Origin of the sequence: Bacillus sp. FSL H8-0492 (genome assembly GCF_038006145.1) — a bacterium.
GTDB classification, from domain to species: Bacteria; Bacillota; Bacilli; order Bacillales; family Bacillaceae_G; genus Bacillus_A; species Bacillus_A mycoides.
On sequence record NZ_JBBOUP010000001.1, the window covers coordinates 525,027 to 539,637 of the forward strand.

The following is a 14,611-nucleotide window of genomic DNA, read 5'->3' on the forward strand; positions in this document are numbered from 1 at the left end:
GATGATATATATAAAATTATTTTTGCAATATGCAAGTCAATATATAAAAACAAAATTGGAGTATCGTGGCGATTTTATCGTCGGATTACTTTCAGATTTATCACTACAAGCTGTTAATTTAATCTTCATTCTCGTTGTGTTTGGGCATACCCAAGCACTAAAAGGGTGGAGCCGAGAAGAAGTGATCTTTATTTATGGGTTCTTTTTAGTACCGTTTGCCATTTTTTCAGCTTTCTTTAATATATGGGACTTTAATGATCGTTACATTATTAAAGGAGAAATGGACCGTATATTAACGAGACCGATTCATAGTTTATTTCAAATTATATTAGAAAGAATGGAACTTGAATCTTTAATTGGAGCTATTACGGGGATTATTGTGATGGGTTATGCAGCAATGGAGCTGCAATTATCTTTTTACTGGTATGATTTCTTCTTATTCCTACTCATGGTAGGGGGAGGGGCACTTGTGTACGGCGGGATATTTGTTACGCTTGCAAGTTTTGGCTTTTGGTCGGATGCGAAAAGTTCCATTATGCCGCTTATGTATAACATAGGGAATTATGGACGCTACCCTGTTGATATTTATAACCGTGTTATTCGCTTTGTTTTAACGTTTGTTTTACCGTTTGCATTTGTTGGGGTATATCCAGCAGCATACTTTTTAAGAAAAACAGAGTGGAATAGCTATGCTTTCGCAACTCCAATTGTTGGTGTTATCTGTTTTACTATTGCAATTACCCTCTGGAATCAAGGGGTTAAACGATATCGTGGTGCAGGAAATTAATTATAGAAGCTTGTTCGTTTCTAAGGGATAAATCAGCTACAGTCCTCATACATATAAAACGAGGTGGAGGACATGTTATGGGGATTTATTCTATTAATTGCAGCAATCGCTATTTTGAGAAGTGTCCAATTATTATGGAGTTCATATTCAAATTCCAATCGTTTCTTTTCGCTGTACAATTTAGCTACGTTGTTTTTGATTTATACAACGGTACTGATTGCGTTTGGATTAAGTTATGTTGTGCTAGAGGAAATGGGTTTTGCAGTTTTGAAAGAAGATGGGGATAGGTTAAGTGCTCATTCCTTTCAGCTTGTTGAAATATGTTTATATTTTAGCGCGGTTACTTTATTGTCCGTTGGATATGGTGATATAGCTCCGATTGGAATCGGAAGATGGATTGCAATTGGAGAAGCGCTAATTGGATATACATTACCGTTTGCCTTTGTGATGAGATCTGTAATAGACAATGAAAAATAAGGTCGCATTTGATATAGTAAAAGAAAAGAGAAGGAGTGATAACAATGATTACAGTAGGAGAAATGGCACCAGAATTTACATTAGAAGGAAGTAACGGAGAACAAATTCGCTTAGCTGACTTTCGCGGTAAAAATGTAGTCCTATATTTTTATCCGAAAGATATGACTCCGGGATGTACAACTGAAGCATGTGATTTTCGTGATGCATATGGATTATTTCAAGAGAAGGATACGGTTATACTTGGTGTAAGTCCAGATTCAGCAAATAGACATATGAAATTCATTGAGAAGCATGAGCTTCCATTTGTACTTTTAGTAGACGAAGATCATAAAGTAGCAGAATTGTACGATGTTTGGAAGCTGAAAAAGAACTTCGGAAAAGAGTACATGGGAATTGAGCGTTCTACATTCCTTATTAATAAAGACGGTGAGCTTGTAAATGAGTGGCGTAAAGTGAAAGTGAAAGGGCATATTGAGGATGTTCTTTCTTATATAAAATAAATCTATATTAATGAGGAGAAAAAATACATATGTAAGGCATGCGTCTATACATATTTTCTTGCGATACATAAAGTGAAAGTGTAGGGCATACCTCCTCAGATGATAGTATTCCAAGTGCGATTATGTCGCACTTTTTTCTATGTAAATGTATAGGGAATGGGGGAAGATACATAAGAATAAGGCTATATACGAAAATAAACCACATACTTATAGTAGAAATATTGACGATTTATAAGAAAAAGAGTACACTCTTTATAAGAATTATAAAATAATAATCCGTATAGAATCGGGGTGCATGACGGTGGTCAAAGAAGAATTAAAAGAAGCGCTAGAAATGCTGAAAAATACGGGTGTACGCATTACTCCACAGCGTCATGCTATTTTAGAGTACCTTGTGGAATCTATGACGCACCCAACAGCGGATGACATTTATAAAGCATTAGAAGGTAAGTTTCCAAATATGAGTGTTGCAACTGTCTATAATAACTTACGTGTGTTTAAAGAAGTTGGACTTGTAAAGGAATTAACTTATGGGGATGCTTCAAGTAGATTTGATTATGTTACAAGTCAACATTATCATGTGATTTGCGAAAAATGTGGTAAGATTGTTGATTTTCCTTATGGAGGATTGGAACAGCTTGAAGAGGAAGCTGCAAAAACGACAGGCTTCGTTATTAATAGTCATCGCTTAGAAATTTATGGCGTTTGTCCAGAGTGTCATAAGGCGTAATATATAATAAAAAGAAAGAGGCTGACGGCTATACGTCGACCTCTTTCTTTATTATATATGGGAATCGTGTTAGACTCATGAGGATTTAAAATGTTAAGTGAAGAATCAAATTTAATAAGAACAAATACAAGAGGTGATTTCTTAGTTAAGAAATCACCTTTTTAATGAGATGAAACTTCTTTAGTTTTGTAAGCTCCATATACCTATGATTTATAACTCTTCTTATTATATTTCTCATCAAATTCTTTTCCTTCTAGATTTCGATCAAGTGTTAAAGGTTGATTGCAATGCATACATGCGTCGACACGACCGAGCATTTTTGTTGGTTTATCGCAGCTTGGACAAATAATTTGTATCGTTTTTGTAGATAACATACCAATCCAAAAGTAAACAACAGTGCTAGCGATGACAGCTAAAAAACCAACCATCATAAAGGTTGTCATAATAATGATGTTTTCGCGAAAAAAGACACCTAAGTATGCAATGAAGAGGCCGATAAATACTAAACTCAATGCAAAGGTTCGGATTTTATTAATTTTGTTCGAATATTTAATACCCATTCCCACCACACTCCTATAGGAATAATATAACACACAATTTAGAATATTTTACGAAAACGAAGGTGATGATTAAATTTATCACTTATTAAAGAACAGTAGTGTTTTCTTTTAAGATGCAATACAGAAAGAGATTAGGTTGAAGGAGCATGTCTATAAAAGAGGAGTAGTAATTTTTTTCTATAGTTAATTTAGTTTTTTAACGGGATGTGAAATTTTTTCAGAAAAAGTATTGACCCTATATATACTGCGTGATATATTAATAAACGTCGCTGATGCGGAAACGCAGTAAACGACAAGAAAGAAATTTGAAAAACTTAGTTGACATCGAAAAACGAAGATGTTAACATAAGGAAGTCGCAATTGAGCGGCGAAGTAGTTCTTTGAAAACTGAACGAAACAAACAACGTGAACGTCAATTTTTATTTTTAGATGCTAGACAAACTAACTTTATTGGAGAGTTTGATCCTGGCTCAGGATGAACGCTGGCGGCGTGCCTAATACATGCAAGTCGAGCGAATGGATTAAGAGCTTGCTCTTATGAAGTTAGCGGCGGACGGGTGAGTAACACGTGGGTAACCTACCCATAAGACTGGGATAACTCCGGGAAACCGGGGCTAATACCGGATAATATTTTGAACTGCATAGTTCGAAATTGAAAGGCGGCTTCGGCTGTCACTTATGGATGGACCCGCGTCGCATTAGCTAGTTGGTGAGGTAACGGCTCACCAAGGCGACGATGCGTAGCCGACCTGAGAGGGTGATCGGCCACACTGGGACTGAGACACGGCCCAGACTCCTACGGGAGGCAGCAGTAGGGAATCTTCCGCAATGGACGAAAGTCTGACGGAGCAACGCCGCGTGAGTGATGAAGGCTTTCGGGTCGTAAAACTCTGTTGTTAGGGAAGAACAAGTGCTAGTTGAATAAGCTGGCACCTTGACGGTACCTAACCAGAAAGCCACGGCTAACTACGTGCCAGCAGCCGCGGTAATACGTAGGTGGCAAGCGTTATCCGGAATTATTGGGCGTAAAGCGCGCGCAGGTGGTTTCTTAAGTCTGATGTGAAAGCCCACGGCTCAACCGTGGAGGGTCATTGGAAACTGGGAGACTTGAGTGCAGAAGAGGAAAGTGGAATTCCATGTGTAGCGGTGAAATGCGTAGAGATATGGAGGAACACCAGTGGCGAAGGCGACTTTCTGGTCTGTAACTGACACTGAGGCGCGAAAGCGTGGGGAGCAAACAGGATTAGATACCCTGGTAGTCCACGCCGTAAACGATGAGTGCTAAGTGTTAGAGGGTTTCCGCCCTTTAGTGCTGAAGTTAACGCATTAAGCACTCCGCCTGGGGAGTACGGCCGCAAGGCTGAAACTCAAAGGAATTGACGGGGGCCCGCACAAGCGGTGGAGCATGTGGTTTAATTCGAAGCAACGCGAAGAACCTTACCAGGTCTTGACATCCTCTGAAAACTCTAGAGATAGAGCTTCTCCTTCGGGAGCAGAGTGACAGGTGGTGCATGGTTGTCGTCAGCTCGTGTCGTGAGATGTTGGGTTAAGTCCCGCAACGAGCGCAACCCTTGATCTTAGTTGCCATCATTAAGTTGGGCACTCTAAGGTGACTGCCGGTGACAAACCGGAGGAAGGTGGGGATGACGTCAAATCATCATGCCCCTTATGACCTGGGCTACACACGTGCTACAATGGACGGTACAAAGAGCTGCAAGACCGCGAGGTGGAGCTAATCTCATAAAACCGTTCTCAGTTCGGATTGTAGGCTGCAACTCGCCTACATGAAGCTGGAATCGCTAGTAATCGCGGATCAGCATGCCGCGGTGAATACGTTCCCGGGCCTTGTACACACCGCCCGTCACACCACGAGAGTTTGTAACACCCGAAGTCGGTGGGGTAACCTTTATGGAGCCAGCCGCCTAAGGTGGGACAGATGATTGGGGTGAAGTCGTAACAAGGTAGCCGTATCGGAAGGTGCGGCTGGATCACCTCCTTTCTATGGAGAATTGATGAACGCAGTTCATCAATAAACGTTGACTTGTTTTGTTTCGTTCAGTTTTGAGAGAACTATCTCTCAAGTTTAAATGTATGTTCTTTGAAAACTAGATAACAGTGTAGCTCATATTTTTTTAATTTTAGTTTGGTTAAGTTAGAAAGGGCGCACGGTGGATGCCTTGACACTAGGAGTCGATGAAGGACGGGACTAACGCCGATATGCTTCGGGGAGCTGTAAGTAAGCTTTGATCCGAAGATTTCCGAATGGGGAAACCCACTATACGTAATGGTATGGTATCCTTACCTGAATACATAGGGTATGGAAGACAGACCCAGGGAACTGAAACATCTAAGTACCTGGAGGAAGAGAAAGCAAATGCGATTTCCTGAGTAGCGGCGAGCGAAACGGAATCTAGCCCAAACCAAGAGGCTTGCCTCTTGGGGTTGTAGGACATTCTATACGGAGTTACAAAGGAACGAGGTAGACGAAGCGACCTGGAAAGGTCCGTCACAGAGGGTAATAACCCCGTAGTCGAAACTTCGTTCTCTCTTGAATGTATCCTGAGTACGGCGGAACACGTGAAATTCCGTCGGAATCTGGGAGGACCATCTCCCAAGGCTAAATACTCCCTAGTGATCGATAGTGAACCAGTACCGTGAGGGAAAGGTGAAAAGCACCCCGGAAGGGGAGTGAAAGAGATCCTGAAACCGTGTGCCTACAAATAGTCAGAGCCCGTTAATGGGTGATGGCGTGCCTTTTGTAGAATGAACCGGCGAGTTACGATCCCGTGCGAGGTTAAGCTGAAGAGGCGGAGCCGCAGCGAAAGCGAGTCTGAATAGGGCGTTTAGTACGTGGTCGTAGACCCGAAACCAGGTGATCTACCCATGTCCAGGGTGAAGTTCAGGTAACACTGAATGGAGGCCCGAACCCACGCACGTTGAAAAGTGCGGGGATGAGGTGTGGGTAGCGGAGAAATTCCAATCGAACCTGGAGATAGCTGGTTCTCCCCGAAATAGCTTTAGGGCTAGCCTTAAGTGTAAGAGTCTTGGAGGTAGAGCACTGATTGAACTAGGGGTCCTCATCGGATTACCGAATTCAGTCAAACTCCGAATGCCAATGACTTATCCTTAGGAGTCAGACTGCGAGTGATAAGATCCGTAGTCAAGAGGGAAACAGCCCAGATCGCCAGCTAAGGTCCCAAAGTGTGTATTAAGTGGAAAAGGATGTGGAGTTGCTTAGACAACTAGGATGTTGGCTCAGAAGCAGCCACCATTTAAAGAGTGCGTAATAGCTCACTAGTCGAGTGACTCTGCGCCGAAAATGTACCGGGGCTAAATACACCACCGAAGCTGCGAATTGATACCAATGGTATCAGTGGTAGGGGAGCGTTCTAAGTGCAGTGAAGTCAGACCGGAAGGACTGGTGGAGCGCTTAGAAGTGAGAATGCCGGTATGAGTAGCGAAAGACGGGTGAGAATCCCGTCCACCGAATGCCTAAGGTTTCCTGAGGAAGGCTCGTCCGCTCAGGGTTAGTCAGGACCTAAGCCGAGGCCGACAGGCGTAGGCGATGGACAACAGGTTGATATTCCTGTACCACCTCTTTATCGTTTGAGCAATGGAGGGACGCAGAAGGATAGAAGAAGCGTGCGATTGGTTGTGCACGTCCAAGCAGTTAGGCTGATAAGTAGGCAAATCCGCTTATCGTGAAGGCTGAGCTGTGATGGGGAAGCTCCTTATGGAGCGAAGTCTTTGATTCCCCGCTGCCAAGAAAAGCTTCTAGCGAGATAAAAGGTGCCTGTACCGCAAACCGACACAGGTAGGCGAGGAGAGAATCCTAAGGTGTGCGAGAGAACTCTGGTTAAGGAACTCGGCAAAATGACCCCGTAACTTCGGGAGAAGGGGTGCTTTCTTAACGGAAAGCCGCAGTGAATAGGCCCAAGCGACTGTTTAGCAAAAACACAGGTCTCTGCGAAGCCGTAAGGCGAAGTATAGGGGCTGACACCTGCCCGGTGCTGGAAGGTTAAGGAGAGGGGTTAGCGTAAGCGAAGCTCTGAACTGAAGCCCCAGTAAACGGCGGCCGTAACTATAACGGTCCTAAGGTAGCGAAATTCCTTGTCGGGTAAGTTCCGACCCGCACGAAAGGTGTAACGATTTGGGCACTGTCTCAACCAGAGACTCGGTGAAATTATAGTACCTGTGAAGATGCAGGTTACCCGCGACAGGACGGAAAGACCCCGTGGAGCTTTACTGTAGCCTGATATTGAATTTTGGTACAGTTTGTACAGGATAGGCGGGAGCCATTGAAACCGGAGCGCTAGCTTCGGTGGAGGCGCTGGTGGGATACCGCCCTGACTGTATTGAAATTCTAACCTACGGGTCTCATCGACCCGGGAGACAGTGTCAGGTGGGCAGTTTGACTGGGGCGGTCGCCTCCTAAAGTGTAACGGAGGCGCCCAAAGGTTCCCTCAGAATGGTTGGAAATCATTCGTAGAGTGCAAAGGCATAAGGGAGCTTGACTGCGAGACCTACAAGTCGAGCAGGGACGAAAGTCGGGCTTAGTGATCCGGTGGTTCCGCATGGAAGGGCCATCGCTCAACGGATAAAAGCTACCCCGGGGATAACAGGCTTATCTCCCCCAAGAGTCCACATCGACGGGGAGGTTTGGCACCTCGATGTCGGCTCATCGCATCCTGGGGCTGTAGTCGGTCCCAAGGGTTGGGCTGTTCGCCCATTAAAGCGGTACGCGAGCTGGGTTCAGAACGTCGTGAGACAGTTCGGTCCCTATCCGTCGTGGGCGCAGGAAATTTGAGAGGAGCTGTCCTTAGTACGAGAGGACCGGGATGGACGCACCGCTGGTGTACCAGTTGTTCTGCCAAGGGCATAGCTGGGTAGCTATGTGCGGAAGGGATAAGTGCTGAAAGCATCTAAGCATGAAGCCCCCCTCAAGATGAGATTTCCCATAGCGTAAGCTAGTAAGATCCCTGAAAGATGATCAGGTTGATAGGTTCGAGGTGGAAGCATGGTGACATGTGGAGCTGACGAATACTAATAGATCGAGGACTTAACCATATAATATGAAGCAACGTTATCTAGTTTTGAGAGAATATAAAAAACTTATTGACTTTCAGGGTGAATAAGTTATAATAATGATTGTCTCAAAAGAATAATGTCTGGTAATGATGGCAGAGAGGTCACACCCGTTCCCATACCGAACACGGAAGTTAAGCTCTCTAGCGCCGATGGTAGTTGGGACCTTGTCCCTGTGAGAGTAGGACGTTGCCAGGCAATATTATTCCGCAGTAGCTCAGCGGTAGAGCTATCGGCTGTTAACCGATCGGTCGTAGGTTCGATTCCTACCTGCGGAGCCATTGGAGAGCTGTCCGAGTTGGCCGAAGGAGCACGATTGGAAATCGTGTATACGTCACAAGCGTATCAAGGGTTCGAATCCCTTGCTCTCCGCCATAAGGAATTTATAATATTTGGCCCGTTGGTCAAGTGGTTAAGACACCGCCCTTTCACGGCGGTAACACGGGTTCGAATCCCGTACGGGTCACCACTTTTGGAGGATTAGCTCAGCTGGGAGAGCACCTGCCTTACAAGCAGGGGGTCGGCGGTTCGATCCCGTCATCCTCCACCATATAAATTATATGAATAATATTGTCGCGGGGTGGAGCAGTACGGTAGCTCGTCGGGCTCATAACCCGAAGGTCGCAGGTTCAAATCCTGTCCCCGCAACCAAACATTCTCGTAATGTGGTTGCCAACACTTATCATATAATTATATAAATAATATTATCGCGGGGTGGAGCAGTACGGTAGCTCGTCGGGCTCATAACCCGAAGGTCGCAGGTTCAAATCCTGTCCCCGCAACCAAATGGTCCCGTGGTGTAGTGGTTAACATGCCTGCCTGTCACGCAGGAGATCGCCGGTTCGACCCCGGTCGGGACCGCCATTTTAATAAGGCTCGGTAGCTCAGTCGGTAGAGCAGAGGACTGAAAATCCTCGTGTCGGCGGTTCGATTCCGTCCCGAGCCACCATTTTAATAAAATATGCCGGCTTAGCTCAATTGGTAGAGCAACTGACTTGTAATCAGTAGGTTGGGGGTTCAAGTCCTCTAGCCGGCACCATGTAAGTTTCGGAGGGGTAGCGAAGTGGCTAAACGCGGCGGACTGTAAATCCGCTCCTTCGGGTTCGGCAGTTCGAATCTGCCCCCCTCCACCATTTTACATAGGGGCATAGTTTAAAGGTAGAACTGAGGTCTCCAAAACCTCCAGTGTGGGTTCAATTCCTACTGCCCCTGCCAAATATATAAACACAACATGGCGGTTGTGGCGAAGTGGTTAACGCACCGGATTGTGGCTCCGGCATTCGTGGGTTCAATTCCCATCAGTCGCCCCATTTTTATTTTTTAAAAAATTACAAATAAATTAATGGATACTTACATATAATTAAGTAAAACTTCGGTGGGCTATAGCCAAGCGGTAAGGCAACGGACTTTGACTCCGTCATGCGCTGGTTCGAATCCAGCTAGCCCAGCCATTTTTGCGGAAGTAGTTCAGTGGTAGAATACAACCTTGCCAAGGTTGGGGTCGCGGGTTCGAATCCCGTCTTCCGCTCCATTTTAACTTCATATGGCGGCATAGCCAAGTGGTAAGGCAGAGGTCTGCAAAACCTTTACCACCGGTTCAAATCCGGTTGCCGCCTTTCTTTTATGCCGATGTGGCGGAATTGGCAGACGCGCACGACTCAAAATCGTGTTCCTTCGGGAGTGTCGGTTCGACCCCGACCATCGGTATCATGAACGGCGTAACATCAAGGCTCTACACTAATTGTGTAGAGTTTTTTTGTGTTTTCTTCACACTACAAAATAAGCACTAATAGTGCGTTGGGGTAGTGTGCGGTGAGTAAGTGACGAACTTTAGATACAGTTGGAAGAAACTATGAAGTATTAAAAGGATAAAATTTCAGTAGAATATTACATATACAAGAATTTTTTCGAGCACTCTAGAGAGAATCTCTCCACCCTGGTGACATGAAGTTAAATTCGATACCACCAGTTGAAATTACCACATTATCAGCTGGTAATTTCGTAATTTCGAAATTTCGAAAAACTTCTTTTCAAACTCTTCTCTGTTGTACTTGTACATAGTTGAGTGACACGACCATATTTGCGTTGAAGTACTCAACCAGTCCCCTAATTCCTTTAATTTAGGGAACGAATCAAAGTGAATTGGACCATCCAATTTCATGAATCTCACTTGATAGATAGTTGGGTTTAACTTCTCTCCTATTCCTTTAAAACCATGTGCTTTTTTCTCACTTGAATGTGTCATAATTACTCTCCCCTATCTTTTCTTCAAATTTTTTCCTATTTTAATTATACAGCAATAGAAAGTAATTATGGTAATATTATGGAATTAATAGAGGAATGAAAAGGAATAGCTTTAGTTTGATAATGAATAGTTCATAACATACTACATAACAAATCTTTAAAAGGAAATGGCAGCTTTGCCCTGTTTCTTATTGTTTAGCGAGAAATAATAAAATAAATCATCACAGTAATAAATGAAATATGATAAATTTAATTAAGGGAGAGAAATGAAAATAAAAGGTGTCAGTTATTTAATATGATTCCATTTTGGCTCCGTTTCATTTTAATTTATCATGTTTAAAGAAGCTCAAAATTTTTAAAATGCTTTAAAATAAAGGATTTTAAGGGTAGCACTCTATATAAATGTCACCTAAAAAGACCCTAACAGAAATGTTAGGTTTTTTTTGTTAAATTATGCTATGTGATTCTAAAATTCGTAATAAACTTAGGAATTCATGTATAATATAACTTGTCGAAAGAACAAAATGATAGTGATTTATATTATGTCTGTAATATGAATCAAAAATGAACTTTTTATATTTCTTTTAAAAATGTGTTGAATACACATTATATTTCATATTAATATTTTTATGTAGATTTAAAATGGGAAAGAGAGTGGAAAGTATGGGCCGTAAATGGAACAATATTAAAGAAAAAAAAGCATCAAAAGATGCAAATACAAGCCGTATATACGCGAAATTTGGACGTGAAATTTATGTGGCAGCAAAACAAGGCGAGCCAGATCCAGAATCAAACCAAACGTTAAGAGTTGTATTAGAACGTGCGAAAACATACAACGTGCCAAGAACAATTATTGACCGTGCGATTGAAAAGGCAAAAGGCGGTTCAGAAGAAAACTATGACGAGCTTCGTTATGAAGGCTTTGGACCAAACGGATCTATGGTAATTGTAGATACACTGACAAATAACGTAAACCGTACTGCAGCAGATGTACGAGCTGCATTTAGCAAAAACAGTGGTAACATGGGTGTAAACGGTTCTGTCGCTTACATGTTTGATGCGACAGCTGTTATCGGTCTTGAAGGTAAAACATCAGATGAAGTTCTTGAAATCTTAATGGAAGCAGATGTAGATGCACGTGACATTCTAGAAGAAGAAGATTCTGTTATCGTTTATGCTGAACCTGATCAGTTCCATTCAGTACAATCTGCACTTAAAGGTGCTGGTGTTGAAGAATTTACAGTTGCAGAATTAACAATGCTTGCACAAAGTGATGTAGAACTTCCTGAAGATGCTCAAGTACAATTTGAAAAAATGGTTGATGCATTAGAAGATTTAGAAGATGTACAGCAAGTTTACCACAACGTAGACTTAGGGGAATAATATAAGACAGAAGATCCTTTCCTTTAATGGACAGGGTCTTTTTTTATGAAGTTAATTAAGATGATGAATTATTAAAGGTGTATTGCTGTAGAGAGGGAATATGGTTATAGGGTGTATATGAAGTAATCGTATTTCTAGGAGGTCTTAATGTGGAACATAAAACACCAAAGCATATTGTTGCCGTAGCAGGTTATTTAACAAATGAAAAGAATGAGGTGCTTTTAACGAAAGTGCACTGGCGAGCTGATACGTGGGAAATGCCTGGAGGACAGGTAGAAGAAGGGGAAGCGCTCGATCAAGCTGTTTGCAGAGAAATAATGGAGGAAACAGGATTAACTGTGAAGCCTATCGGAGTTACAGGGATTTATTATAATGCTTCTATGCATATTGTAGCTGTTGTTTTTAAAGTAGCATATGTTAGTGGTGAAATAAAAATTCAACCTGAAGAAATACAAGAGGCTAAATTTGTTGCTTTAAACGAAGAGAACATTGATGAGTATATAACGCGTCCTCATATGAAATCAAGGACACTTGATGCGATGAAAGCAATGCATTTCATTCCATACGAAACATGGGAAGTTCAGCCATATAATCTTATAGGAAGATTGTAAAGTTTTGGTTAGTTATTTGAGGACATCTCAAATTGCTAACCTTTTCTTTATGTATACTGTTTCAGAAAAAGGTCACAATAATAAAGTGTAGGCTAATAATTGGTGGAGGAAGCAGGACTACCACCTAATTTCCTAGCTTTAGCCAAGTTTTGAGGGAGAATTCTTACTGCACACAAATAGCGAGATAATCCGAAAGCTAGTATTGATTTATAGAACATTCGTTCTGTATAATGGTGATATATCGTATATAATTAGATTGCTAGATGTTTAAAAGTATAAATGTATAAACTGATATAATAAAAGAATAAAGTGAAATTAAGGAGAGTCCTACTTCCTATAAATAGTGTGATAAATAAATGTATATTCAATATTTCATATGAATAGTAGATAAAAAGGGACTGTGATACAATACATTTTTACACCTTACAATGTTGTAAGGTAGGTGTAAGAGAAATCGATGGGATATTCTTTTATAACAAGGTATTCTTAAATTAAGAGTTATATGCTGTGTGGAAAAGAGGTGTTCGAGATGAAAGAACGAGTATTATCTAGAGTGAACTATCATCAAAAAGTTGCATTAAATCCATTAACTAAATTTCTTTATAAAGCCATTATATTATTATTATTATTGTTAAGTTTTGCATTATTATTCGTTGGAAATGTAATGATTGAGCGAAGTGATATTAGTAAATTGCATGTACCTGCTAATTTAGAGGTGCCAGAATCATTAACACACGCATTTATTGCGACGGAAGATAAAAGATTTTATCATCATAACGGTTTAGACTATATAGCGATTATCAGGGCGTCTATTGAGAATATAAAAGCTGGTGGTGTTGTGCAAGGAGGAAGCACGATTACACAGCAGTTATCTAAAAATGCTTTCTTATCTAATGAACGTACATTTTCCCGTAAGTGGAAAGAAATTTTTTATACGAAAAAGATTGAACGTACATTCACAAAGGATGAGATACTAAAATTGTATGTAAGTAATATTTACTACGGAGAAGGCGCATGGGGGATTGAAAAAGCAGCAAACCTTTACTTCGGTAAAAAAGTGGATCAATTAACACTGGCTGAAAGTGCAATGATGGCTGCTATAGTAAAAGCACCGGCTTATTACTCACCTGCACAAAATTATGATAAAGCAGTTGAGAGACGGAATGTAGTTTTAAGGCTAATGGAGAAAGAAGGGTATATAAATCATGATGAATATGTGCAAGCAGTTAGTGAGAAATTAGTAATTCGCCATGATATAAAAACAGAGCAATCCATGTTAAAAAATGCCCGTGAAAAAGCAGTAAGTTAAAAGAAGTTCCTACATAGGAGCTTCTTTTTTTAATAATTTGTGACAAAAGGCGACACAATATTGTCACAAACGTTGTATTTTTGTAATTTATGTGAGCGTGTTCATTGCGTGACCCATGTAAGTATTGATATTATGTGTATTGTGTACAATGATGTATACAGAATATGAAATTAAAGAGGAATGTATATGAAATCATCAAACAAACTCATGGCTCTTGGTATAGTTTTTTCTATCGCAGTATTGATTGTAATCGGGACGATTGTGTATAGCATCATAAATGACAAGAAAGATAAAGGGAATGAGATGTTTGCTTATTCTACGCAACAATCTTTAGGGAAAGATGATGCTCCAGTTAAGGTAGTTGAATTTGGAGACTTTAAATGTCCAGCTTGTCGTACTTGGGATGTAACAGTATTACCACGATTAAAAGAAGAGTATATTGATAAAGGTAAAGTGCAGTTATATTTTATTAACTTCCCGTTTATCGGAAAAGACTCTGATTTAGGTGCAGCTGCCGGTGAAGCAATTTATAAACAAGATCAAGATTCATTCTGGATTTTCTATGATGAGATTTATCAAAATCAAAAGAAAGATACGGAAGAATGGATTACAGAAGAATTACTTCTTGATATTGTGAAAGAAAAGCTTCCGAAAATTAATGTAGAACAGTTTAAAAAAGATTTACACAGTAAAGAAATGAAAGACAAAGTACGTAAAGATTCAGATCGTGCTCAAAAATTAAAAGTTCAAGGTGCTCCTTCAGTATATATAAATGGGAATCTTGCAAACCCTGATTTCGATAGTATGAAGAAGGCGATTGATAAAGAATTGAAAAAGTGATGAGGTATCTCATCACTTTTTCGACTTTTTTCGATAAATTTCTTGCTTCGATTTTTTTTACATGCTATACTACTTTACATAAGTT

Annotated in this window: 9 protein-coding genes, 16 tRNA genes, 3 rRNA genes and 1 pseudogene; 27 read left to right on the forward strand and 2 right to left on the reverse strand. The window is 41.1% G+C overall.

The genetic code is table 11. From position 1 onward, the window contains the following. Nucleotide 1: 1 nt before the first annotated feature. The 4 genes from MHH66_RS02690 (at nucleotide 2) to perR (ending at nucleotide 2,494) form a co-directional block, all read left to right on the forward strand. Nucleotides 2-787, forward strand: a complete 786-nt coding sequence (locus MHH66_RS02690; RefSeq protein WP_002125070.1) for an ABC transporter permease — start codon at nucleotides 2-4, stop codon at nucleotides 785-787. Nucleotides 788-859: 72 nt separating this feature from the next. Continuing rightward, on the forward strand, nucleotides 860-1,264 hold the full coding sequence (locus tag MHH66_RS02695) for a potassium channel family protein (protein WP_002125072.1): 405 nt from the start codon (nucleotides 860-862) through the stop codon (nucleotides 1,262-1,264). A gap of 44 nt (nucleotides 1,265-1,308) precedes the next feature. Next, a complete protein-coding gene (gene bcp, locus MHH66_RS02700; protein WP_002029647.1) occupies nucleotides 1,309-1,764 on the forward strand; it encodes a thioredoxin-dependent thiol peroxidase in 456 nt (151 codons plus the stop codon). 301 nt (nucleotides 1,765-2,065) lie between these two features. Next, nucleotides 2,066-2,494 carry a peroxide-responsive transcriptional repressor PerR gene (gene perR / locus MHH66_RS02705; protein WP_000237831.1) on the forward strand — a complete coding sequence of 143 codons (429 nt, stop codon included), beginning with the start codon at nucleotides 2,066-2,068 and terminating at the stop codon, nucleotides 2,492-2,494. Nucleotides 2,495-2,697: 203 nt separating this feature from the next. Here perR and MHH66_RS02710 read toward each other — a convergent pair whose 3' ends face one another. Continuing rightward, nucleotides 2,698-3,054, reverse strand: coding sequence for a YgzB family protein (locus MHH66_RS02710; RefSeq protein ID WP_002125074.1), 357 nt, complete (start codon nucleotides 3,052-3,054; stop codon nucleotides 2,698-2,700). 447 nt (nucleotides 3,055-3,501) lie between these two features. On the opposite strand from MHH66_RS02710, the gene MHH66_RS02715 reads away from it, so the two are divergent. The 19 genes from MHH66_RS02715 to MHH66_RS02805 all read left to right on the forward strand — a co-directional run bounded on the left by MHH66_RS02715 (nucleotide 3,502) and on the right by MHH66_RS02805 (nucleotide 9,846). Further along, a 16S ribosomal RNA gene (locus MHH66_RS02715) occupies nucleotides 3,502-5,053 on the forward strand. Nucleotides 5,054-5,199: 146 nt separating this feature from the next. Beyond that, a 23S ribosomal RNA gene (locus MHH66_RS02720) occupies nucleotides 5,200-8,121 on the forward strand. 100 nt (nucleotides 8,122-8,221) lie between these two features. Then, nucleotides 8,222-8,337: ribosomal RNA gene (rrf, locus tag MHH66_RS02725) — 5S ribosomal RNA — on the forward strand. Together the 16S, 23S and 5S rRNA genes with 16 tRNA genes alongside form the textbook arrangement of a ribosomal RNA operon. 8 nt (nucleotides 8,338-8,345) lie before the next feature. Further along, nucleotides 8,346-8,420: transfer RNA gene (locus MHH66_RS02730), tRNA-Asn, on the forward strand. A 2-nt stretch (nucleotides 8,421-8,422) separates the two neighbouring features. Continuing rightward, nucleotides 8,423-8,514: transfer RNA gene (locus MHH66_RS02735), tRNA-Ser, on the forward strand. A 19-nt stretch (nucleotides 8,515-8,533) separates the two neighbouring features. Then, a tRNA-Glu gene (locus tag MHH66_RS02740) sits at nucleotides 8,534-8,608 on the forward strand. A 5-nt stretch (nucleotides 8,609-8,613) separates the two neighbouring features. Then, a tRNA-Val gene (locus MHH66_RS02745) sits at nucleotides 8,614-8,689 on the forward strand. A gap of 24 nt (nucleotides 8,690-8,713) precedes the next feature. After that, nucleotides 8,714-8,790: transfer RNA gene (locus MHH66_RS02750), tRNA-Met, on the forward strand. Nucleotides 8,791-8,847: 57 nt separating this feature from the next. Continuing rightward, nucleotides 8,848-8,924, forward strand: a tRNA-Met gene (locus MHH66_RS02755). 3 nt (nucleotides 8,925-8,927) lie between these two features. Next, a tRNA-Asp gene (locus tag MHH66_RS02760) sits at nucleotides 8,928-9,003 on the forward strand. A gap of 9 nt (nucleotides 9,004-9,012) precedes the next feature. Next, nucleotides 9,013-9,088, forward strand: a tRNA-Phe gene (locus MHH66_RS02765). Nucleotides 9,089-9,102: 14 nt separating this feature from the next. After that, nucleotides 9,103-9,178 (forward strand) — tRNA-Thr (locus tag MHH66_RS02770). A 10-nt stretch (nucleotides 9,179-9,188) separates the two neighbouring features. After that, a tRNA-Tyr gene (locus MHH66_RS02775) sits at nucleotides 9,189-9,272 on the forward strand. 8 nt (nucleotides 9,273-9,280) lie between these two features. After that, a tRNA-Trp gene (locus MHH66_RS02780) sits at nucleotides 9,281-9,354 on the forward strand. 19 nt (nucleotides 9,355-9,373) lie between these two features. After that, nucleotides 9,374-9,449, forward strand: a tRNA-His gene (locus MHH66_RS02785). Nucleotides 9,450-9,515: 66 nt separating this feature from the next. Continuing rightward, nucleotides 9,516-9,590 (forward strand) — tRNA-Gln (locus MHH66_RS02790). Nucleotides 9,591-9,595: 5 nt separating this feature from the next. After that, nucleotides 9,596-9,670, forward strand: a tRNA-Gly gene (locus MHH66_RS02795). 14 nt (nucleotides 9,671-9,684) lie between these two features. Next, nucleotides 9,685-9,755 (forward strand) — tRNA-Cys (locus MHH66_RS02800). Nucleotides 9,756-9,764: 9 nt separating this feature from the next. Continuing rightward, nucleotides 9,765-9,846: transfer RNA gene (locus tag MHH66_RS02805), tRNA-Leu, on the forward strand. A 209-nt stretch (nucleotides 9,847-10,055) separates the two neighbouring features. Here the strand turns inward: MHH66_RS02805 and MHH66_RS02810 are convergent. Continuing rightward, nucleotides 10,056-10,384: pseudogene (locus MHH66_RS02810) on the reverse strand (DUF3884 family protein). Between the two features lie 662 nt (nucleotides 10,385-11,046). On the opposite strand from MHH66_RS02810, the gene MHH66_RS02815 reads away from it, so the two are divergent. From MHH66_RS02815 to MHH66_RS02830, 4 genes are all read left to right on the forward strand, one after another. Beyond that, a complete protein-coding gene (locus MHH66_RS02815) occupies nucleotides 11,047-11,766 on the forward strand; it encodes a YebC/PmpR family DNA-binding transcriptional regulator (RefSeq protein WP_002113875.1) in 720 nt (239 codons plus the stop codon). Between the two features lie 149 nt (nucleotides 11,767-11,915). Beyond that, nucleotides 11,916-12,377 carry an NUDIX hydrolase gene (locus tag MHH66_RS02820; RefSeq protein ID WP_002063701.1) on the forward strand — a complete coding sequence of 154 codons (462 nt, stop codon included), beginning with the start codon at nucleotides 11,916-11,918 and terminating at the stop codon, nucleotides 12,375-12,377. A 529-nt stretch (nucleotides 12,378-12,906) separates the two neighbouring features. Beyond that, entirely contained in the window at nucleotides 12,907-13,686 is a 780-nt protein-coding gene (locus MHH66_RS02825) for a transglycosylase domain-containing protein (protein WP_078185193.1), read from the forward strand. A 186-nt stretch (nucleotides 13,687-13,872) separates the two neighbouring features. Beyond that, nucleotides 13,873-14,526 (forward strand): DsbA family protein, encoded by a 654-nt coding sequence (locus MHH66_RS02830; RefSeq protein ID WP_078185194.1) that lies wholly within the window; start codon nucleotides 13,873-13,875, stop codon nucleotides 14,524-14,526. Nucleotides 14,527-14,611: the final 85 nt, after the last annotated feature.